We start from the raw sequence: 22,642 nt of genomic DNA on the forward strand, positions 1-22,642 counted from the left end.
TAATAAAGCTTCACAAGTTATGCCAGTCCATTTCAAGTGAGGCATGACTATTTATACAAATAGAGTATCCCACCCATTGAAGTCAAAAAAACATAACTGCCTATCTTAAAAATTCACGCTTCGTTTCTCATTTTAAATAAAATTCAAAGTATATGTTTTATCATGTTAAAGAATTACAATTCAATGCGAGGGTATCAAAACCTAATCCTGCATTTGCAACCTTATTATTAGAACAATTTGGGGGAGCAAATGGCGAGTTGGCTGCCGCATTACGTTATTTTGGTCAGGCATTTGGCGCCCGCAAACCATATCCTGACAAATATGATCTGTTAATGGATATCGCTACAGAGGAATTCAGCCATTTGGAAATTGTGGGCGCGACTATTCAAATGCTGCTAACAGGCATTAACGGAGATTTAAAAAATGCATCTGAAAATTCAGAGATCATGCAATTGCTTAATGGGAAAGCCGCTAAAGAACAAATGATCCATGAAGGTATGACTGCCACCCAGTTCCTTGTTGGCAGTGCCGGTACCCCGGCTTACACCAACACCCAGGGCGTTCCCTGGACGGCAGCCTATATAAATGGAGATTGCACAGGCGATCTAACGGCCGATCTCAGGTCAGATATTGCCGCTGAATCACGCGCCAAAATGGTATATGAGTATTTGATGCAGTTTACCGACGATCCCTATGTGAAAGAAACCCTCATTTTCTTAATGACAAGAGAAGTAGCGCACTATCAGATGTTTGAAGCTGCGCTGGGAACTATTCAGCCAAACTTTCCTCCAGGAGTGCTTCAAAGCGATCCAAGGTATAGCAATCTGTATTTTAACATGTCTACCGGTAATGATTTTTCGGGCCCCTGGAATGAAGGAAAATCCAGTCAACTCGGTGAAAACTTCCAGTACATTGAAGATCCAATACAGCACGTACTGGATACAAATGGACTACTGCAACAGCAACCATCCGGCACAAACCGAACAGCTAAAAAGGTAGAGGAAATGAACAGAGAGCTGAGTGCAACCCGGAGTGAAGAAATCAATCTTGCCACTCCGATAGGTGAACAACAATGGGATGAGCCAAGAGAAGAAAATAACAAAGAAAATACAAAACGCAAAACTAAATCAGCAAAAAGTGTTAAGAATGGTCAGTCAGGATTGTAAAAATGCTTCCGGCAATATGCAGGTGGAAAAAGATGATCTGAACATCGTGTATTTTACCGATCCTTTATGTTGTTGGAGTTGGGCCATGAAGCCCCAACTGGACCGATTAAACGTAGACTGGAAAGGAACGATACACTGGCGTTATTGTATGGGCGGTTTATTGCCGTCATGGAACCAATTTACGGACTCATTAAACAGCATCAGTCGGCCTGCCCAAATGGGGCCTATCTGGATGCAGGCGGGACAACTTACAGACCTGCCAATACCACACAGAATATGGATCGAAGACCCTCCTGCATCTTCTTATCCGGCGTGTATAGCTGTAAAATGCGCCATGCTTCAATCTCCTGCGCTTGGCGAATTATATCTGCATTATATACAGGAAGCGATCATGATGCATAGGCTCAACATTGCGAAATATGAAGTATTACAGCAGGTAGCTGAGCAGGTAGCTGCAGCAGCTACCTGTTTTGATCTAGATCTGTTTATTGAAGATATGAACAACGGCAATGGCCTGGAAGCATTCCGTAAGGACATACAGGAAGTTAAATATTGTTCAATTCAAAGATTTCCTACATTATTAGTACGGCGAACAGCGCATAGACCTTTGTTAATTACAGGATATAAGCCTGTCGATGTTATAATGAGCATAATTATACAACCCTGAACGAGCATAATATTGCCCCACGATGGGCAATACTTTACCTTGTTATATATTTACTCATTCTCTTTTGGATCAATGATCCCCAGACTCTTTACAATTTTGAACTTACCATTATTCGCCTGGGCAATGTACATGTTCATTCGAACGTGATGCTGACCGGGCACCATTTCAGCTGCACCGCACTTTTATTCCGCTATAATTATTTCGGCTTTCTCTTTATCCTTAGCAAATATTTTCAGCTCTATTCCGCCCAAAGGGTTTAAGCCGATGGAATTTTCATTTTCCAGAAAAGAATCTATTCCGTTCGCTTTCAGTTTTTCCTGGACGAAAGTAGCTTCCAGCGTATCATTGAATGTACAAAGTACGATGGTCGTGTCTTGTGTTATATGAGTGGGCATTTAATATGATTTAATATTTTTTGCATTTATGAAAATGCCATTTAATAAGAATATAGCTATATAAAGATAGACCATTTAAGGATCATTGAATGGAAAAACGATTCACGCCTGAAAATGTGTGAATGATGTAACTCCATTCGATAATTATATAATGTATTTCTAAATTTAATAAACAACCTTTATATAGCTTAATCATATACACTCATACTGGAGATGCATAAAGAGAAAGAGAACGCCATAAAAAACAATCTATGAACACCATTACATTAGATAACCTCACAGGTACGAATCATGGAAAATTATATTCCAACATCCCGTTAAAATATTTAACAGCTTTGTCTATTATCGGAGATAAAGTTCGTAATGACCATGGTGAACATCTTGGGGACATCAAAGACATTATGATTGATATTACTACCGGTAAAATCGAATATTATGTAATAGAATTCGGAGGTTTCCTCGGCATTGGCATAAAATATTTTGCTATCCCATTTGCCCTTCTTCAGGTTGACCCTGACAAAAAAATATTCATCTTTAATCAGAAAAAAGAAGCCCTTGAAAAAGCCCCCGGGTTTGATATAGATCATTGGCCGGATACGAATATTCATTTAGAACAGGTTCACAGTTATTGGAGTTTTATGGGATAGAACATGCAATGGTACACTTCAAGAGTCGCATTTTTTAGTCGAGTAATGGTCGAGTAGGATGGGCTTGTTACACCTATTATTACTTCATTAAACCCAGAATAACTCAGCTTATTCAAATTTATGAATTTCTATTAAAGAAATTTGATTTCATCCCCAACGGTAGGTTTTACTCCACTTGAAGCTTCTACATATTCTGAACTTGCTATCCTTATTAATTATCCCCATTAAAAGAACTACCAGCACCGTTATTATTGGGATAATCGGCAATGTTCAGCGCTCCGACTTATCTACTATATTACCGGCGTTAATATTGTAATATATATATTCTGTATATACCGCACTGTTGTAACTATTCGTTACCGTTACTATTTACTTTTGCTAAAATAGATTATTATTCAGCTAATCACATGCAAACAACTGACAAAAGAATGTAGTTACTTCATAGTAACCTTCTTCTAACAAAAACGACTGCAATATGAAAAATATACACTCACCTGATTATATCCATAAGATATATTCATCTTCCTAGTATTACCATCCATCATACTCACTTTACTGGTTTTTCCCTACACCCCCATTACTCCTACCCATTTATCGTAGATGCCAAACAGATCATATGATCTGCTTGTGAATGTTTATTTTTTACTCTTAAAACACCTTATCAAATGAAACTTTTACATTTTGAACGGCTTGCTATGGCCGTTACTTTCTTACTGCTATTTGTTTTCACTTCCACATTACAGGCACAGGTTACTTTAAGCGCTACCGGTTCAGGCACCGCTTATGACCTGATAGCTTCAAAAGGATTCGGTAATGAAAACCCTGATTGCAAACACCCATCTTTTGGCCCGCATGTTACCCAGGCATTTGATAATACGCTGGGTAAATATGTATTTGTATTTCACAGCCATGCTACGGCCGATGACGACCGCTGCACCAATGAAGACCGCACCCGGATGGAAATAAAAGGGGGCGATGGCTCCAATGCTGAGATGCAGCATACGCAGGGACAAACGGCGTACTATCGCTGGAAGTTTAAACTGGATGCCGGTTTTATTCCTTCTAGCCGGTTCACCCATATTTTCCAGATCAAGGCGATTGATGGTGATGCCGGTGCGCCATTGATGACCATTACGCCAAGAGCCGGTAACCCGCAAAAGATCCAGATCATTCACAGCTCGGGCGAGGGGAGCGGCAGCCTGGGCACTGTTAAAGAAGCCGACCTCGCTCCTTTTAAAGGCAATTGGGTGGAAGCTTATGTAAAATACAAAAGCAGTGACGGCAGCGCCGGAACGTTTGAGATCACTTTAACTCGCGTGAGCGATGGCGCCGTGTTGCTTTCCTATAGCAACAGCAGCCTAGACATGTGGCGCGAAGGCGCTTCTTACAACCGGCCCAAATGGGGTGTATACCGGGGTAAGGATGATGTGCTGCGCGACGAGCAGGTGCGGTTCAATGATTTTTGTATTTCGGAAAGCAGCGCCAGCCTTTGCCCTAGCAGCATTGGCAGTAACCCCGGCAATCCCGGATCAGTTAATCTTTCCCCACAACACGACGCCTATGTACGCGATGGGTCAAATGCCGGAACTGCTTTTGGCTCAACCGATGCGGCTAATTTAGTTACCAAACTGGCGCCCGCTGGTCAAACCGGCAACAACCGCGAAACCTATCTCTCGTTTGATCTGTCTGCCGTGACCGGCACCATTACCGGCGCTACGTTAAAAGTAAACGGACATACTCAGGATAGCCGGGACGCCAATATAGTAGTGGGCGCTTTTGCCGTTTCCACTACCAACTGGACGGAGTCGGCCCTTACCTGGAATAATAAACCGGCCTCCGCTGCTTCGGCCCTGGCTACTGCTACCGTTACCGACGCCACTGCCCGGTATTACAACTGGAATATCACCAGCTATATACAAAGCGAAAAAGCGGCAGGCCGTACCAAGGTTTCATTTGTGCTGAAAAATCAGCAGGAAACCCAGGGCCAGTTATTATGGAATTCAAAAGAAACCGGCAGCAATGCGCCGCAATTAAACATTACTACTGCTGCTGCGCGTCAGGAAACTACCACAACCATTCCGGCCATTATTACCAGCGGGCTCACCAGTTTTCCCAATCCGTTCAGGAATAACAGCACCATCAGTTTTACGCTCGATAAACCGGCGCATACCAATCTTGCGGTATTCGATATAACCGGCAAACAGGTAGCCGTACTGATGAATGGGATGTTAACGGCTGGAAGCCACAATGCCCAATTTAATGCCAATCACTTACCATCAGGTGTATACACGCTGAAGCTGTTGTATAATGGCAAAACCATTACCAGGAAGCTATTGAAAGAATGATCATTATGATTGAAACCCTCATAGAATTCCTATTAACAAACCTTATATCCACCAACATGAGAAAAACAAACATCCTCAAAGCATGGCCGGTATTGTTTCACCTGTGCATGACATTATTACTATTGCTGTCCTATGCGCAGGGACAAACCCTGCCGGCCAATTTTCAACGTGTGCAGGTAACTGCCTCCATCAGCAATCCAACAGCTATGGCGTTCACGCCTGATGGCCGTACTCTTATCTGCCAGCAAAGTGGTCAGCTGCGGGTTGTAAAAAATGGCAGCCTCTTATCTACCCCAGCCATCACCCTTTCAGTAAACAGCAGTGGTGAGCGGGGATTGATCGGCATAGCCGTTGACCCCAACTTTGCCACCAATAACTATATTTACCTGTATTATACAAATACATCGGGGCCGCACAACCGCGTTAGCCGTTTTACCATGACGGGCGATGTAGCAGGTTCGGAAACACCTATTCTCGATCTGCCCACACTCAACGCTATTTATCACAATGGCGGCGGTATGACGTTTGGCAACGATGGCAAACTGTATGTTGCCGTGGGTGAAAACCAGGTTGGTTCCAATGCCCAGAATCTGGACAGCTACCTGGGTAAATTGCTGCGGATAAATTCCGACGGCACTATACCCGCGGGCAATCCCTTCACCGGCGGCGCCGCCCGCAGCCGGGTATGGGCATATGGATTAAGAAATCCGTTTACTATTTCAAGCGACCCGGTAAGTGGAAAACTGTTTGTAAACGATGTGGGCAATGCTACCTGGGAAGAGATCAATGATGCCACCTCAGGTGGCCGTAATTTTGGCTGGCCCGATAAGGAAGGTATGTGCACCAGCGGATGCACGGGTTTAACCAATCCCATTTATGTGTACGCCACCAACCGGGACGATCCGCCGCCCACCGGGCAGGGTTGCGCCCTCAATGGCGGCACCTTCTTTAATGGTGCTATCAGTAATTATCCATCTACTTATAATGGCCGCTATTTTTTCCTGGATTATTGCGGTTCCTGGATCGATAATATCAATCCGGCAATTGCGGCCCCCGCCCGAAGTGGTTTTGGCAGCAACCTGGGCGGCGGTCTGGTGTACATAAAACAGGGCACCGATGGCAACCTGTATTTTTTAAGCAGGGATAACAGCGCCCTGTACAGAATTATTTATACCGGTACGCAGGCGCCGGTAATTACCACGCAACCACAAAGTATTACTTTATCGCAGGGTAATACGGCTACGTTCAGCGTTACTGCTACGGGCAATCCTGCGCCCACCTACCAGTGGCGAAAGAGTGGTGCCAATATTTCAGGCGCTACATCGGCTACCTACACCATTACTAATGTACAACCTTCCCATGCGGGCGCCTACAGCGTGGTGGTGAGCAATAATTCCGGTTCGGTAACCAGTAACAACGCTATGTTAACGGTAACCGCGCCCAATACGGCGCCAGTTGCTAATATAACCAGCCCGGTAAACAATGCATCATTCAGAGCAGGCACAGTAATAAACTTTAGCGGAACCGCTACCGACTCAGAAGATGGTACATTACCTGCCAGCGCTTTTGAATGGTGGGTCGATTTCCATCATGCGAACCACATTCACCCCGGGCCGGATATTGCCGATGGTGCCGCCAGCGGTTCATTCCCCATCTCCGCCGAAGGACATACCGAAACCAACATCTGGTATCGTTTATATTTAGTAGTACACGATTCGCAGGGCGCTACCGATACTACCTATATTGAATTATTCCCGGTGCTTTCCACGTTAAACCTGCAAAGCGTGCCGTCAGGTTTACAGATCCGCCTGGATGACATACCGGCTACCACGCCGTATACCACGCGAGCATTGAGCGGTATGATACGGCCCATGGCAGCCATCTCGCCGCAAACGGTAAATGGTACTACCTGGTTGTTCGATCATTGGGATCATGGTGGCGCTGCTTCGCAAAATATCACCATCACCGACAGCAATGTTACCTATACGGCCCACTTCAAGGTAGCACCAACTGCCATTACCTTTACACCTGTGCACGATGCCTATGTACGCGATGGCACCAATGCCGGTACTACATTCGGAACAACCGATTCAACGCTGCTTATTACCAAGGTATCGCCGGGCACACAACAAAACAACGCCCGCGAGTCGTACCTGTCATTTGATCTTACCAATGTAACCGGTGATGCAGCGTCTGTAGTATTGAAAGTATTTGGTAAAGTAGATCTTACTACGGTACCTTCTGTGCCGGTTGGCGTATTCTCCGTAGCCAATACCACCTGGACGGAAAATACCATTACCTGGAACAACAAACCGGCTACATCTGTTGCTGCGCTGGCCTCTACTACCGTTACCAACGCATCGGCTACTTATTATTCCTGGGATGTGACCAATTATGTAAAAGCAGAGCTGACAGCAGGCCGCAAAAAAGTAGCTTTTGCTTTGAAGAGTGAACTGGCCCATGATCCACGCATCTTGTGGAATTCCAGTGAAGCAGGTTCTAATCCGCCGCAGTTATCAGTTATTACAGATGGCAGTAATCCACCTGCGTGTCAACCGGTGAGTGCCAGTGCCGACGATGGCAATATTCCAGCCAATGTGTTGGACAATAACCTCAGCACCCGCTGGTCGGCCAGTGGCGACGGACAATGGATACAGTTCTGTTTGAATAATACAACAACTTTTACGGGTGTGCAGATCGCCTTTTACCAGGGCAATACCCGCACTTCTACTTTTGATATCTTAACCGGCATCGATGGCAGCAGCTGGACAACTGCAGCATCGGGTCTGGTAAGCAGTGGTACTTCATTGAACCTGCAAACATTCACCATTACACCCCGCACAGCGAAATATGTTCGCATTGTTGGGCATGGCAATAGCGTTAATGCCTGGAACAGTTATACCGAGGTAAAAATTCAAACCAATACAGGAGGTAATAGAACTATTACCGGCACGCCGGCTGAACCGGCCATTGCTAACCTTGCTAAAGTAACACTGGGCAGCTATCCCAATCCATTCAGCGGAAGCAGTACCATTACTTTTTCATTGCCTGCAGCCGGTCATATCCAACTGGCGGTATATGACATTACCGGCAAACAGGTGGCCTTGTTAGTGAATGGCCGGTGGCAGGCAGGTGATCACCGCACCACATTCGCTTCACATTCCATTCCTGCCGGCACTTATGTTATGAAGATGGTGTATAACGGGAAAATTTTTACGAAGAAGTTGATAAAGGAGTAGTTGCAGACAGAAAGCAGAAAGGTAAAAGCCCAAAGCCTAAAGCAACTAATATAATGAAGGCGTCTCAAAAGTAAGAGGCGCCTTTTTTGTGTTTTATGGCGATGTATAGAGCACTGGAATTTCAATTCCGGTGTCCAACAAAGGCTTCTTCTTACTTAAAATTGGTTCGGAAACCTCCCGGAGCAATTAGCGTAACCTTAATACCAAAGGCTTTAACATCTTCCGCCAAAACTTCGGTTAAACCTATTAAGGACCGTCTCGGCTGAGCCGAGACGATCCTTGATCCGGAGGTTCCGAGCAGATTCGAACTACTGTAATAAGGTATTGCGGACCTTTGCCTTGCCACTCGGCCACGGAACCATTTATAACCTCGCCCAATGATAAATTTACAACTAGAAATTAATGTCAATTATGAACCTGACAGGAATCATATAAACCGCACAACCACCAGTATCGTATTTCTCCGTAGTAATTTCCAATATAAGGCCACAGATTTTTGAATTCCAAACCCTTTTTCTATTTTACAGGCCAAACCATACACCTTAGTCTATTAACTTAAAATCCAACATGAAAAACCTGATCGTAGCCGTGCTGGCAGTAAGCCTTTTTTCCTGTGCAGAAAATAAAGATAAGATAGGACCCATAAAGAAAGAGATCGTTCCGGTAAGAAAAGACAGCAACATTACAACCATTCACCATTATGATGGCCGCTGCAACATCGACAATGATGTGTCCTCCCTGGGAATTGGAATGGTAATAGCCCCCTTAAAATTTGTAATGTATGACGACAGTCTGCTAAAAGGCGAATCGCAACAGGTAGACATGTACGGAAAATACGACAGCCTCAACAATGTGTGCTCCTGCGTTTTTGATCCCGAATATGGATTGATGCATTTTGCCTGCATTGGTAAAACAGACAGGGCATACAAGGTGCTGATAAACTATTCGCAGGTAAAATGGCTGCCCCGCGAAAAAGACTTTCAATTTAAAACCTGGGAACAATATATTGAAAGCTCTTTTGGCATCAGGCGTAAAACCACCACCGATTCAACCAGAACACCCATCGGCCTGGTGAGAAAAGAACCCAGCGATCAGGCAGACACGCTTTCAATACCCGCCGGCCAGGAAATGTTTTGCGCCATGCAGGTTAAAGGCGATTGGATAAAAGTACAGTACGATTGTTTCTATAATACTGAAAACAATCCCTACGAAGGACAACCTTGTCATAACTTTATAAACAAATGTGCTAACCCGGTAACCGGCTGGTTGCGCTGGCGCCAGGACAATCAACAACTGATCGATATTTTTTTAATGCCCTAACACTAAACGCAGTTAAATTACAAAAAACAACTATACATTACACAAACGCCAGGAATTGCCGTTCCTGGCGTTTTTTATATATTTGAACAAAACTAACTGTATCTTATGGCCGATCAGGAAATCATCAAACACACCAAAAAGATCCTTAAAGTATCAACAGACCACACCAAAAGCTGGAAGCATAAACTATTTGAGATCATCTTCGAGATCTTTATCATAGTGTTTGCAGTAACCCTGTCGTTATACCTGCACGAACGTGCGCAGAAAACAGAAGAACATCACCTGCAGGATGAATTCTTATTGGGACTAAAGGAAGACCTGCAAAACGATATCAAAGAGTTGTCAGAGGACTCACTTTCCTATATAAAAACAATAAAGGGCTTCCGGTACTTCAATCGAGTGGGGCTTGAGCAAAGCACAAAAGATAGTATTCCCTATTACTGGACCACCTTATTCAGCACTGCCGACCTTCAACCAAACGACAGCAGGTTCCAGGGATTGAAATCTGCAGGGAAATTGTACGTGATCAACAATAAAAAGCTCCTGAACGATATCCTTGATCTGTACCAGGAAAAAATTCCCATGCTATTACGGGCCACTAATATGTACACCGATTTTAAAATAAACCGGTTGGTCAGTTATCTGGAAATAAATCTGTCATCTAACAATAGAAATGATAACAATCTGAAAGAATTAGTGAAAAAAAGCCAGGAACTGCGCAATTATTTGTCAACCGATGATGCCATTATGGATATTATTAAGCGGTATCACCAGGTCATGGACCAAAGCCGGCTCCTGATCCATAAAATATCTAAAGAAGTAGGGGAGTAACAAACAACAAACAATGATCAGGGACCCTTTATGCGGGGCCCCTGATCATGAAAAGTTATTTTCAGAATTTGACAAATGTCTGTGCATAAGTAACCCATCGCAATTTTATAAACAGTAGTTTCGTCACGCGAATTATCTCAACAACCGCTCCCGCCGTTACCTGCAATCCCAGAACTCTACACGGAAATAATCCGCACAGTTTAAATACACATGACAGGATGCAAAAAGCCTGCTTACACTATGCTGCACCAACTAATAAGTAGATGTGGAGCGGGCTCCGTTTTTACAATATAAAATCTAACATCATGGGCACAAGTCAAACTACTGCCGTTCCTAAAATGGCATCCAGTGAGTCGCTCAGGCCTTTTCAGTTCATGGTCCCGCAATCGGAGCTGGAAGACCTTATACGAAGGGTCAAATCAACCAGATGGCCTGAAAAAGAAACCGTAAACGATTTTTCACAAGGTGTACCCCTGGCCACCATGCAAAAGTTAGCGCGTTATTGGACTGAAGGTTACGACTGGCGCAAAAGGGAAGCAAAGATCAATTCCTATCCCAATTTTATTACTGAGATAGACGGGCTCGATATTCATTTCATGCACATTAAATCCAAACATGACAATGCCATGCCGGTTATCATAACCCATGGCTGGCCCGGTTCTGTTGTAGAGCAAATGAAACTAATTGAACCATTGACCAATCCAACAGAATATGGCGGAAAAGCAGAAGACGCTTTTGACGTGGTGATCCCTTCCATGCCAGGTTATGGATTTTCAGGTAAACCTGCCACTACCGGCTGGGGTCCTGAACGTATTGCAAGCGCCTGGACTATATTGATGAAACGGCTGGGTTATAATCGGTATACGGCACAAGGCGGCGACTGGGGCGCTATCATAACCGATCTGATGGGCGTACAGGCAGATCCCGGTCTGGTTGCTATTCATGTGAATATGCCGGGCGCTGTTCCACCCGAGATCGATAAACAGTGTTGGGCTGGTACGGTACCAACCGGATTATCGGCCGACGAAACAAAGGCTTGTGAAGAACTGGTTACCTTTTATAAACAGGTTTATTATGCGTTCTTCATGGGTACACGTCCGGAAACGCTTACGGGAATAGCAGATTCACCCATTGGTCTAGCTTCCCTCTTGCTCGACCACGATGCAAAAAGCACCGCACTCATTGCCCGTTCTTTTGATGGACAAACAGAAGGTATTACAAGAGACGATGTGCTTGACAACGTTTCGCTTTTCTGGTTCACCAACACGGGCGTTTCTGCCGCGCGGCTTTATTGGGAAAACAAGCTTAATTTCTTTGCACCCAAAGGCGTAAAAATTCCAGTAGCAGTGAGTGTTTTCCCGGACGAGTTATATCCCTGTCCACGCAGTTGGGCTGAAAAAGCTTATCCTAAATTGATGCAATTCAACAAAATGGAAAAAGGCGGTCACTTTGCAGCCTTTGAACAACCCAAATTACTTGTTCAGGAAATGCGGACGGCCTTCAAGTCGTTTCGCTAACGGTTAGATAAAATAGAAGGGATGCGATGCTAAGATCGCGTCCCTTTTTAATATCTCAAAGAGTATTTCGCTTAAGTGTTCGTTTAATAAACCGTTTTCCCCTTCTTCTTTTGTCTTGGCTGGCAGCCACCAAAACAGGCAAACTGTGGTGTAAATAACATGATCCCAAATTCAAACCCCGCGCCCTGGCTGCCATTGAATTCATGGCCGTAGGTCAATGCAAAAACCGCATACTGGCTGGGTTCCCACCGCAACCCGATCTTATATTCCGGTATCGTACCGGCTTCACCGGCCGAACCATACACTTCGCCAACAATTGATGCTTTTGGCCCAAAAGGATACCAGGCAACCCGGCCAGAATAAGTAAAAGCCCAGGCTGTACTCGTAGTATCGCTGTAATTAATAGTGGTGCTCACACCGGGCATAAGGTCTACAGAAACCTTATTATTGAAAAATGGGATCGTGCCCGGGGTATTTATCCAATAGGTCTTGAACGCATCTTTTACCCGGAATTCTGCATCCAGTGTGCCCGGTCTTGTTCCGGTACCGGCCTTGGCCGCAAAGCCACCGGTTTTATCCCTGTTCTCATAGAACATGTATTTCGCATATAGGGAAGCTGAATAGCCATCATTGGTAAGCGGGTCATCATCGTTATTATACAGGTAGGCGGCCATGGTAAACTCCCATTTGGGAAACAGGGAATACGTGTTCATAAGCATAGAGCTTCGCCGGCCTATAGTAGGGATTATCGTGATTGTGCCCCAGGGCTTCGACAGGTAGCTATCGGAGTTAAATTGCTGGCCATGTACCCGTACAGCCGGATATGCCAAATAAACGTACACTATTACACGAAATATGAGAAATATCCCTTTCATAACATTATGCAATATTTTAAAAAAGGGGAAAAGCATTACGCAATTCCCCTTGCACCAACTGCATACTTGAGAGAAAATTAAACCCTGAAATTAATCCTCTCCCGCTCATTTCGAGTTGCTATCATTACTTGTTGTTGTTTGCTTTTTCCCGCCTATTGGGATATATAGATTCAATTGAAATGACCTGGCTTCGTTATTACCCGCTTCTGAAGGATACAGATCAACCAGGCTCCAATAATATCGTACAGCCAACTTCAATCCTCTTCCTTTACTAAACTGCCAGGAGATGCCGCTTGCCAAACCAAAATCGAAACGGGTGGTTGAATCTTTCATATTCTTTTCGAATATCTGTTTTCCCTGCTCATGATCAGCCTCTAAAAAATCTTTGGCTTTCACCCGGATCGCAATCTGCGGCCCCGCATCTACATTCAGGTATTTCCAGAACCGGTATTGTATACTGGTATTAAGTCCCAGATATGATAAACTGCGCCGTAAACTTCCATGCTGATAAATAGTATCGAGGGTGGCATCACCCAGGGTATAAACAGGCAGTCCTTTTGCGCCCAGCTTATATTTTGCCAGTGCATCAAACTGGAGAAACAATTTCGTCTCTAATTTCAGCGTTAAAAAAAGCCCCAGGTTAAAGTTTGACTGCGGATCAGATTGGTTATATCCCTTTAAATTATTCCACGCATTTCCGATAGATAGCCCAAAGGTCATTTTATCGGTATTGAGTTTGTCGCCAAATAAAATTGAAATAAGGATCTGAGATCGGGTGGTGACAGTTATAAAGAAGCATAGTGCCAGCACTATTATCTTTTTTATACCGCTCATTTTTTGCCACCCTTTGGCGGAAAATCTTTCAGGATCTTTTGAACTGCATTTTGAATGAACTGATCAGGGTTATTGGGCTTTTTGTCGATCTCTGCATTACCAATACCCTGCCACAGCAGTTTTTGGGATTTGTTATTCACTACATCAATGATCAGTGAGCCATCGGTATAATTGTAAGAACTGAATGTAGTTGACCCGCCGCCCCAATACCCGTATGGCCGGTAGATCCCGCCATAGCCGTAATAGTCGGTGTTGGCAGTTACGGCGGTTTTGGTTTTAGACACAGTCACTGCATTTACCAGCATATCAGCAGCATCGGTACCCACTTCCTGATAACCTTTGCTGATCATGGTTTCTTTTATGGCTTTTGCAATGCGTTCGGCATTCAACTGGCTTACTTCGCCTTTGGCAGCTATGTCTACCATCGTAAATGTTTTGTAAGAAGAAAAATCGGCTGCGCGATCATAATCTACATTCACCTTTACACTGGGAGCGCAGCCGTAGTTTGCCTGTAATAGAAACCATAGCCCCAAACCTATAAATATGTTTTTCATGGCTTTACTTGATTGAGATTGAGAATTATTGTTGTTTTGGCTCCAGTAACTTGAAGAATTGGTCCAGTTCCGGGAGTATAACTATGCGTGTTCGTCTGTTGGTAGCCCGCCCTTCCGGTGTATCGTTCGATTGTAAAGGAGTATACTCACTGCGGCCTGCGGCTATAATATGAGTAGGATCAAGGCCATATTGCTTTTGCAATACCCGAACAACCGCGGTGGCCCTTTTCACACTCAGGTCCCAGTTGTCGACCAGGGGCGGCTTGTTATATTTTACATTGTCGGTATGCCCTTCCACCATAAATTCTATATGCGGTTGGGCCTTTAATACTGCAGCTACCTTCCCCAGCACGGTCTTGGCTTCCGAACGAATATCATACTTACCGCTGGTGAAAAGCAGTTTATCTGAGATATCAATAAAAACCACCCCTTTATCTACTTTTATATTTATGTCTTTGTCATCGAGGTTGCCAACGGCCCCTTTCAGGTTCATCACCAATGCCATATTCAAAGAGTCTTTACGGGCCATTTCCTTCTGCAGGTCCTGAATATAAATATCCTTTTGTCCGATATTTTCCAGCGACTGTTGTATACTGGCGGCCTGTGTTGAGGTAAGTACAGAAAGCCCTTCCAGTTGTTTTAGCATAGTGGTATTGTTCTCCTTTAACATATCCATATGCTTTTTCAAATTAGTATTCTCATCCTGCAGGGAAGTATTGGTTTGTATTAATTCATTGTTCTTGTCATTACAGCTTTTGAGGTCCACGTCCAGCTTTTGGCTTTTTCCGGATAATGCATCATAATTTTGTTGCATCTCGTTCTTCATTTTATTGAACTTCTTACTACTGACGCAACTGGAAAAAATAAGTGTGACCAGTATTAGGTTAATGAATTTTATCAGGTACATACAGCGTTTGGTTTTAATTGGTTGGGTTCGATCATTACAAAATTACAGGCTAAAATGAATTTCCAAGCCGTTTAACGGTATAGTGTAGGTTATTTAACATGCCTGTAAAATAGAAATCGTATAACTGTGTCGGATAATCTAGCTTTCGGTTACCAGGTATTGCGCCTGAATAATGGTTTGCTGACAGATCTCATCCTGGATATCAAAAAGATTGGTTGGCGTTACCCTTGATTCAAAGATCCTTGACCATATTTGTTTGTAATTCCGGCTGTCTATGATCTGGATGTTGATACGGATCTTGTTCTTCACATATTGGGTTCCGCCGGTGATGATGTGGTTGAAGCCAACCATCGTGCCCAGTTCTTTAAGGTCAAGGTATTTGGTGGCGAGATTCTTTATGGCCTGGTAAGCGATCACTGATACTTCATTCAATTGCGACAGCGTAGTGCACATTTGCAAACACAGGCTGTCATTAAAAGCTTTGATCAGTTTTCCATCAGAGGTACAGATCAACGGCATAATGGCAAATACAAGAGGATCAGGTTCAGGAGCGATCGCCCCTTTTTCTTTTGCTAATTTCAGCAATCTCCTTTCGTCCATCCACTGTTGTTTGTCCATAAAAACAGGCACATACTTTCCTTTGGGGATCCCAATTATGATCTGGTCGTTTATACCAATTCCGGTATAATAATGGGTCAAAGCCTGCCTGAGCCTGCCCGCATGAATACGTACAATACAATCTTTCTGCGGGTTAAAACTGGTTGGTTTTTCGAGCACATGTAGCGCAATAGTATATTCTTTTATACAATGCGCACTACCAACAAGTGTTTCATGTACAATATAGGTTAGAAATTTTTTCAGGATCTCTGACTTACTGAAATCAGGATGCAGGAAGATTCTATCCAATTGGTCGGCAATGGAGTCGTAGCTAAACAGTTTCGTCGCTACAAACGGAGTCGGGAAATTCATAGTCCAGGTTTTTTAAAATCAATAAATATGTATAGACACTAAAAAAAGGTCACACAGGCAAACAATGGTTTATACTTGTTTGGATTAATAAAACAGCGATAAATAGACAGTCAAAGCCCTTTGTTCTCACAAGGGAGGGAGGAGAGTGCTGATACAAGATCACAGGGGGGCAAATAGGATATAAAAAAGTTAAATAGAAAATTGAACCGGCAAATCTTGAGCGAATTATCTATGGGGGTTTAATTGTATTAATACAAGCACTTATGCAAGTATATGCTATTTTTTCTAATTTCCCACATGCGCGGCTTCCCATTTCCGCACTTCTTGACGGGCGTTATCAAAAAGCCGGGCATAGTTATCCTTCAACAGTTTTTTCTTTGCTTCGGCCGTTAGTTGCTTTAGCAATGGCTCATACATATAATACACTTTTAAATACTTCTCCTGGGTGGCTGGCGCCACTTCATCTGTGCCCATCAAAAAACGATCGGGATATTTGTTGATCACGGCGGCAGTAGCACTAATGGTTTCTGGGGAGGAAACAATGTATTTGGCGACTTCATCCCAGGAAATATCAATATGCACATGTTTCAATGCCGGGTCGCTCAACACTACATCGAGCATCTTAAGCTGGTCCTTTACAGGTTGTACCACCCGGCCTAATCCGCAATGGGCCCAGATAATAGTGGTTTTTGGGTGGCGGCGGAAAAGGCTCGCGATCTGCTTCAACAAATAAGGCTCCTGGCCAGGTTTTGGATAGGGCATATTAATATCGTTGTGTAGTAGTACCACCAAACCCGCTTCGCCGGCGAAATCCAGGATGCGGTCGAGGGCGGGGTTGGTCAACGAAGCCACCTCCCCGGCCACTTTGGATGATACAAATTCTTTATGTATGGTAAATTCCCCGATGCCTGAAAAAACGCCTGGAAATACCTTTAGTACCCTTTTTATATGATCTGCAGCATACATATCGGCCGGGTTAAACCCGGTGATCATGGGATCAAACAGTTTTTGATCATCTTTTGAAAGACTGCGGTACGCCATGGCAATGTACGCATCAGTAAAAGAATAATAGTACAAAGGAGCATCACTTGCCAGGTAATAAGTAGGAGCAAAATCCCCGGTATTGCCATAAGACCACTCCTGCTGCAAGGGGATACCAAACAGGGTAGAGCGGCCCACCTTTCCTTTCATCACCTGTATGAATTGTTGAACGGTTATTCCTTCCTGCACATAGTTCGTTAAATGAAAATGCGAATCGTAAAACAGGGAAGTGTCTGTGGTTTGAGTTTGCGCCCTGGTTGCCAAAGGCACCAGTAACATAAGCGCACATATTTGTTTCATCATATTACAATAAGATATCGGTTCCGATGGTGATAGTAGCGCCGGTCTGTCCACCCGCATATAATCCAAAGGTGCCGCCAGCCGAGCTTTTATAAACATAATGAGCCTGGGCATTTAACCGCCAGCTTCTCGACTTCATGGGATAAAAATTAACGCCGCCGCCGGCTTCCCAGGGATGCCGTTTAAAGGCATCAAAGAACAAAGAGTGGATGCCGTAAACGCATAATTTTTTTGGTATTACCATTTGCGACAATTGCACGCTGTATCCTTTATCCCGTAATGAACTAACAGGCAGCGGCCCATCGGCATCAAACTTGGTAAGCGAGCGGTAATACAACTCCACCTGTGCATTAAACCCTTTATACTTTACGCCCAGGTCAGTAGCGATCATATCATAATTAGCTTCATTCACCGTAACGCCATCGGCCAGGGCGCCGGTCTCAAAGAACAGCACGCCATCGGTCATGCGTACCTGGGTATTATCGGGTGAAGGCTGGCCGGTATTATTAAACCGGTTATCGCGGCAATGGGTATAGTTAACGCCAAACCGGGTGGCCACTTTGTCGTGATGCTCAAAATCAACCAGTCCACCCCGGGCCCCATATTCGCCCGTAGTAGGCATCCACATCAAACCCACGCCCTTTGACATGGTGCGGGTTAATTTAGCCGCTGCTATGCCCAGGATGCTCAGGTTATCACCCAGCATCAAAATATAGTTTAACCTGGGTAATACTTCACCTTTCACAAAGAACCCATTGGTAAAACCCGCCCGCAGACTTTCTTCACCCATGGTACGATCGGTTGATAAATAAAAGGGGAATGGCCCCTGCATGGAGCGGATGGAGATATTGGGCATAATACCTGCACCCAGAATAAAGTATTTATTGAACTTGTATTGCAGATTACCGTATACCAGGGTCTGCTGGGTGGTCATAATGGTCCATACGGTAGCCGTATACGTTAGCTTTGGCGTCATAACAAAACCCGTGAACCAGATCATAACACGATGCCAGTAAAAATCGTTGCGCCCGGTGAGTGCTCTATCTCTTCCTAAATGGTCCTGCCAGGTCTGTTCATGTTCACCAGGCAGTTGGTTGAGGTAGCGAACTATTGAATATAAACCGATATTCAAACTGGCCACTTTTGTTTTTACGATGCTGAACCCTTTGCCAGGCGTTAATTCACCGGCCACCATGTTCGGGTAACTTTCTACCAGATCTACCTTCGCTGTATCTTTCTGGAATACCTCAGGGTTCAGTTGCGCCAATACGCTGGTGGTACCACAAAGTGTTACTACCAGCGCCAGGCATAGCCTTGCTCTATGTAAATAGTGTATCATAAGAATTCCGGGTAAAATATGTTGCTTATTTAGGTTGAACCAGGTAAGGGTTCGCATGCAGCTTTTCTACTACATAACTGATCACTTTTTGTGCTTTTACACTGTTGCCTGCGGCATCAAGTGGGGGAGAAACCACGGCAATTCCGAATTTGCCCGGGCACACCGCCAGCAAACCACCGCCTACACCGCTTTTGGCAGGCAGGCCGGAATGATAGAACCAGATCCCCGAATCATCATACAAACCGGCAGTGGCCATTACCGACAGCGTATGCATCACCGTTTCTGGCGAAACCACCTTTTTCTTTGTTACCGGGTTTACGCCTCCATTTGCAAGCGTAACAGCCATAGTGGCCAGGTCTTTGGCATTTACATTTATGGCGCATTGTTTTGTATAGATGTCTGTCGATTGCACGGGATCAAAATACATGCGGCCATAAGCCTTTAGCAGGTGGGCAATGGCCTGGTTGCGTAAATTATCACCGGCTTCACTTACATACACCGGCCAGTTCAATGAAAGTGGCCGGCCCGCAAAATCGCTTTGTACCTGTAGTATACTTTTCCATTTGGCGGCTGAGTCGGTCCCGTTTATTAAACTGGAAGCGGCAATAGCACCGGGATTCACCAGTGGGTTGATCTCTTTTCCTTTTTGTAATTCAACTGCAACGATGCTATTGAATCGCATACCGGTAGCATCTACGCCGATCTTGTCCTGCACGGCCTGCGCCCCCTGTTCTTCTATCACTTTTGCCATGGTAAATACTTTCGACACACTTTGAATAGACACCATGGATGTGATATCACCTTTGGTATATACTTTTCCATCGGTAGTCACCAACGCAATGCCGAAGATGTTGGGATCTACATTGGCCAGCTCTTTTATATAATCAGCATTTTTGCCTTCTTTAAGATCTTTGAATTTATCGTAAGCCTCGTCTAATGCCTTTTGAATATCTGCAGGCGCAACGGTTAACTGTCCCAAACAGGTTGTACTGCAAAATGCAGCAAACATAACAGCCATAGCTGTCTGTCTCCTAAAACATATCTGCTTCATAACTGCTCATTTAATGCTGATTGATAGAAGGTATTATTCTCTGTTTCTGTAAAAGATCTGGGAGAAATTATATTTGAATCCTAAGTGTATCTTGAAAATATCGGAGTGAAAATCATCGGTAAAATTGGAACGGCGTCCCCATTGAAATTCAATAGCCGCCAGGGCATTAGGGAAGGGAACAGACACAAAGTTCACAATGGCATATTGTCCCATCCTATACGCGCTGGGAGCAGCCGCATCTGTATTTTCGATATGTACACTTGAGTACCCAATTGATGTGCTGAGTTTTGAATTCCAGTTATGGTCAAGAAAAGCATGTATACCGTAAATAGGCAATGCTTCGCCGGTAAATGGCTCTGCCGTATTACCGGGTTGTACCTTCACGCCTACATCAACCGGCGCATCCTGCATGTAGTTTTGTATGCCATGGCCATATACAAAGGACCCTCTGAACACATTGCTCGCACCAAGATTAAGAACGGTACTAAAGTGCCCCCCCCAGCCAACCACACTGCCGCTAACATCATAACCACCTGTTGTATGTGTGTCTTCCCATCTTAAGTCCCGCAACATACCGGCTATTTGTATATGTCCCCAGTCGCCGCTTCTTTTATAGTGTGCTGAGAAATCGGGTAGCTTCAGGCGACCGCGAACACTATCCAGCTCTATCCGGTCATCGTAGGAGCCCTGGTCGGCACTGGCGCCGGGTCTTTCCAGGGCAACGAATAATTCATTCTTGCCTTGCATGATCGCATAGCGAAGCTGGATATTCCGGAAGAACACCATCCCCGATGGCCCCCAGTATTCAATGGTATTTGGCCAAACATCGCCATCCATAAACGGTGAATTGGTTTGCCCTATGGCAATCCGGCCCAATTCCGCATAGATATGCCGTAACCGCATGGTGGTCTGACCTTCATCAACCCCTGTACCGAACAGATCGAACTCGAACACCGTTTTAAGCTCTCCAATTGGGGTTGAAGTATAACCTTTGACGCCGAACCGGCTTTGACGGATACCAAAAAAAACTTTTCCATCAGGAGCAAACTGGTCTTTATAAGAGGGAAGTTTGGTAATGCGCATCGCATCGAACCAATTGGGGTTTATCTGGTCAAAGTTGTAACCAACATCGGTCATCACAAACCCGTAAATTTCCAGCGCCTTCATTTTGGTGGTATCAATTAATTTTTCAGACTGCTGCGCCATACAGAACAAAGAACAGGAAAGTAGAATGGAAACCAATAACAAGGAATGCTTCATAAACAATTATTTTAAACATTAAGGTTATGTTCCGTATCCCCTGGCAGGGAGGGAGCAGGTGTTTTTTCAGGAAGGTATCGGAGTGAGTTAAATGAATACCCTTATACGCAACCAGCGTATGCTGCAGAAATGCTGATCCGGATCAGACATGCGCTTTAGTATATTAAAGTTATACGGTTTTAAATAGGATTCTCCATTTCGTACGTGTTTAACCGTAAAATGAACACTTGCCTTTTTAATTGATTACATTCATTGATCACATTGTGTGTATATGAGATACGTTCTGTTGCTTTTGTTAACATTGGCAGCGTTGCAAATTACTGCACAATCACCCAGGGATACCATATACTTTAAGAACGGCACCATGGTCATTGGAAAGATCAAAAAAATAAAACTGGGCGTTATCACCTTCGATCCTGATGACGCCAATGATATTACGGTACAATTAAAAAAGCTGCGCACTATGGCGGCCCGGTACAGGCCATACCGGATAGAAAGCACTTCACATATAGTATATTTCGGAAAAATTACTGCAAGTGACAGGAATGGGTATGCTAATTTCATGTCAGAAATTGATACCACCACCCATTTCATTGAAAACATCTCTGTTCTTTATCCCGCAAGAAACTCATTTTTTCAACGTTTTTCCGGATCGGCTACTGCAGGATTGGACTTCACCCGTTCCAGCGGATTGGGCAGAATAAATTATGATGGGAAAATTAATTATAACGCAAAAAAAGTAGAACTAACCTTGTCTGCTTCCGGCATTTATACGCTTACCGATTCCACATTCAGTCGCGATCGGGAAGATGTAAACATAAAATACAATTATTATTTCAACACCACCTGGTTTGGCACCCTGTTGTTAAAGTACCAGCGAAACCTCGAACTCGGTCTTACCAGGCGGTTTCAGGAGGGGATTGGCGGCGGCAACAAATTCCTTACTAACAAAAACATATATGCGTGGACAAGAATCGGCATGGTAGCGAACCAGGAAAAGAATACGGAAAATACGAATACAGGTACCCTGTTTGAAATATTCGGGCAACTGGAATTTAATTTTTTTAAATTCACCAAACCTGAGATAAGTTTTAGCGTGGTGGAAGCTTTCTATTACAGCCTTTCGCAAAAAGACCGCGTTCGTAACGATGCCTCCACTACTTTCAGCTATAAGATCATAAAAGATCTAAACCTCACCCTCTCTTTTTATTCAAATTTCGATAGCGAGCCACCCTCCGAAGAAAGCCGCAAATTCGATTTCGGTACCGTCCTGGGCATCTCTTATATTTTTTAATAGCGACCGTTTTACGGTTAAACTGAACGGTTACATTACCGGTTGTTGCATAATCCCGCGGTAATTTAGCCGTCATTGCTCAGGCAAGATA

The 22,642-nt window shown here is 44.2% G+C and carries 19 protein-coding genes and 1 tRNA gene; 9 read left to right on the top strand and 11 right to left on the bottom strand.

Going from position 1 to position 22,642, the window contains the following annotated elements; genetic code table 11:
• The first annotated feature begins 152 nt into the window (after nucleotides 1-152).
• Together J7I42_RS15565 and J7I42_RS15570 are read left to right on the top strand one after the other, a co-directional pair.
• Complete coding sequence (locus tag J7I42_RS15565) at nucleotides 153-1,166, top strand: manganese catalase family protein (protein ID WP_209139752.1); 1,014 nt, start codon at nucleotides 153-155, stop codon at nucleotides 1,164-1,166.
• Nucleotides 1,147-1,833: a DsbA family oxidoreductase gene (locus tag J7I42_RS15570; protein ID WP_209139753.1), complete on the top strand. Its 687-nt coding sequence runs from the start codon at nucleotides 1,147-1,149 to the stop codon at nucleotides 1,831-1,833. Before J7I42_RS15565 ends, J7I42_RS15570 begins: the two co-directional genes overlap by 20 nt.
• 182 nt (nucleotides 1,834-2,015) lie before the next feature.
• Here the strand turns inward: J7I42_RS15570 and J7I42_RS15575 are convergent, their stop codons facing one another.
• Nucleotides 2,016-2,228 carry a putative signal transducing protein gene (locus J7I42_RS15575; RefSeq protein WP_209139754.1) on the bottom strand — a complete coding sequence of 71 codons (213 nt, stop codon included), beginning with the start codon at nucleotides 2,226-2,228 and terminating at the stop codon, nucleotides 2,016-2,018.
• A 251-nt stretch (nucleotides 2,229-2,479) separates the two neighbouring features.
• On the opposite strand from J7I42_RS15575, the gene J7I42_RS15580 reads away from it, so the two are divergent.
• The 3 genes from J7I42_RS15580 to J7I42_RS15590 all read left to right on the top strand — a co-directional run bounded on the left by J7I42_RS15580 (nucleotide 2,480) and on the right by J7I42_RS15590 (nucleotide 8,459).
• A complete protein-coding gene (locus J7I42_RS15580; protein WP_209139755.1) occupies nucleotides 2,480-2,875 on the top strand; it encodes a PRC-barrel domain-containing protein in 396 nt (131 codons plus the stop codon).
• A gap of 665 nt (nucleotides 2,876-3,540) precedes the next feature.
• Nucleotides 3,541-5,220, top strand: coding sequence for a CBM96 family carbohydrate-binding protein (locus J7I42_RS15585; RefSeq protein ID WP_209139756.1), 1,680 nt, complete (start codon nucleotides 3,541-3,543; stop codon nucleotides 5,218-5,220).
• A gap of 56 nt (nucleotides 5,221-5,276) precedes the next feature.
• Nucleotides 5,277-8,459 carry a PQQ-dependent sugar dehydrogenase gene (locus J7I42_RS15590; RefSeq protein WP_209139757.1) on the top strand — a complete coding sequence of 1,061 codons (3,183 nt, stop codon included), beginning with the start codon at nucleotides 5,277-5,279 and terminating at the stop codon, nucleotides 8,457-8,459.
• A gap of 288 nt (nucleotides 8,460-8,747) precedes the next feature.
• Here J7I42_RS15590 and J7I42_RS15595 read toward each other — a convergent pair.
• Nucleotides 8,748-8,819: transfer RNA gene (locus tag J7I42_RS15595), tRNA-Cys, on the bottom strand.
• 207 nt (nucleotides 8,820-9,026) lie between these two features.
• Here J7I42_RS15595 and J7I42_RS15600 point away from each other — a divergent pair.
• From J7I42_RS15600 to J7I42_RS15610, 3 genes are all read left to right on the top strand, one after another.
• Nucleotides 9,027-9,779 (top strand): hypothetical protein, encoded by a 753-nt coding sequence (locus tag J7I42_RS15600; protein ID WP_209139758.1) that lies wholly within the window; start codon nucleotides 9,027-9,029, stop codon nucleotides 9,777-9,779.
• 105 nt (nucleotides 9,780-9,884) lie between these two features.
• Entirely contained in the window at nucleotides 9,885-10,610 is a 726-nt protein-coding gene (locus J7I42_RS15605) for a hypothetical protein (RefSeq protein WP_209139759.1), read from the top strand.
• 305 nt (nucleotides 10,611-10,915) lie between these two features.
• Nucleotides 10,916-12,127 (top strand): epoxide hydrolase family protein, encoded by a 1,212-nt coding sequence (locus tag J7I42_RS15610; protein ID WP_209139760.1) that lies wholly within the window; start codon nucleotides 10,916-10,918, stop codon nucleotides 12,125-12,127.
• Between the two features lie 83 nt (nucleotides 12,128-12,210).
• Here the strand turns inward: J7I42_RS15610 and J7I42_RS15615 are convergent, their stop codons facing one another.
• From J7I42_RS15615 to J7I42_RS15655, 9 genes are all read right to left on the bottom strand, one after another.
• Entirely contained in the window at nucleotides 12,211-13,002 is a 792-nt protein-coding gene (locus J7I42_RS15615) for a hypothetical protein (RefSeq protein WP_209139761.1), read from the bottom strand.
• A 105-nt stretch (nucleotides 13,003-13,107) separates the two neighbouring features.
• Nucleotides 13,108-13,836, bottom strand: a complete 729-nt coding sequence (locus tag J7I42_RS15620) for an outer membrane beta-barrel protein (RefSeq protein WP_209139762.1) — start codon at nucleotides 13,834-13,836, stop codon at nucleotides 13,108-13,110.
• Nucleotides 13,833-14,390 (bottom strand): DUF4136 domain-containing protein, encoded by a 558-nt coding sequence (locus J7I42_RS15625; RefSeq protein ID WP_209139763.1) that lies wholly within the window; start codon nucleotides 14,388-14,390, stop codon nucleotides 13,833-13,835. The genes J7I42_RS15620 and J7I42_RS15625 overlap by 4 nt, the downstream gene beginning before the upstream one ends.
• Nucleotides 14,391-14,415: 25 nt before the next feature.
• Nucleotides 14,416-15,297: an OmpA/MotB family protein gene (locus tag J7I42_RS15630; protein ID WP_209139764.1), complete on the bottom strand. Its 882-nt coding sequence runs from the start codon at nucleotides 15,295-15,297 to the stop codon at nucleotides 14,416-14,418.
• A gap of 138 nt (nucleotides 15,298-15,435) precedes the next feature.
• Nucleotides 15,436-16,266 carry a hypothetical protein gene (locus tag J7I42_RS15635; protein WP_209139765.1) on the bottom strand — a complete coding sequence of 277 codons (831 nt, stop codon included), beginning with the start codon at nucleotides 16,264-16,266 and terminating at the stop codon, nucleotides 15,436-15,438.
• A gap of 285 nt (nucleotides 16,267-16,551) precedes the next feature.
• Entirely contained in the window at nucleotides 16,552-17,610 is a 1,059-nt protein-coding gene (locus J7I42_RS15640) for an amidohydrolase family protein (RefSeq protein WP_209139766.1), read from the bottom strand.
• Between the two features lies 1 nt (nucleotide 17,611).
• Nucleotides 17,612-18,946, bottom strand: coding sequence for a hypothetical protein (locus tag J7I42_RS15645; protein ID WP_209139767.1), 1,335 nt, complete (start codon nucleotides 18,944-18,946; stop codon nucleotides 17,612-17,614).
• A gap of 25 nt (nucleotides 18,947-18,971) precedes the next feature.
• Nucleotides 18,972-19,997: a glutaminase A gene (gene glsA / locus J7I42_RS15650; RefSeq protein WP_209139768.1), complete on the bottom strand. Its 1,026-nt coding sequence runs from the start codon at nucleotides 19,995-19,997 to the stop codon at nucleotides 18,972-18,974.
• Nucleotides 19,998-20,030: 33 nt separating this feature from the next.
• The gene (locus tag J7I42_RS15655) at nucleotides 20,031-21,257 is read right to left on the bottom strand and encodes a DcaP family trimeric outer membrane transporter (protein ID WP_209139769.1); all 1,227 of its coding nucleotides are present in this window, start codon (nucleotides 21,255-21,257) and stop codon (nucleotides 20,031-20,033) included.
• Nucleotides 21,258-21,528: 271 nt separating this feature from the next.
• On the opposite strand from J7I42_RS15655, the gene J7I42_RS15660 reads away from it, so the two are divergent.
• Nucleotides 21,529-22,551, top strand: coding sequence for a DUF481 domain-containing protein (locus J7I42_RS15660; protein WP_209139770.1), 1,023 nt, complete (start codon nucleotides 21,529-21,531; stop codon nucleotides 22,549-22,551).
• Nucleotides 22,552-22,642: the final 91 nt, after the last annotated feature.

This window comes from Niastella soli (assembly GCF_017742245.1).
GTDB classification, from domain to species: domain Bacteria; phylum Bacteroidota; class Bacteroidia; order Chitinophagales; family Chitinophagaceae; genus Niastella; species Niastella soli.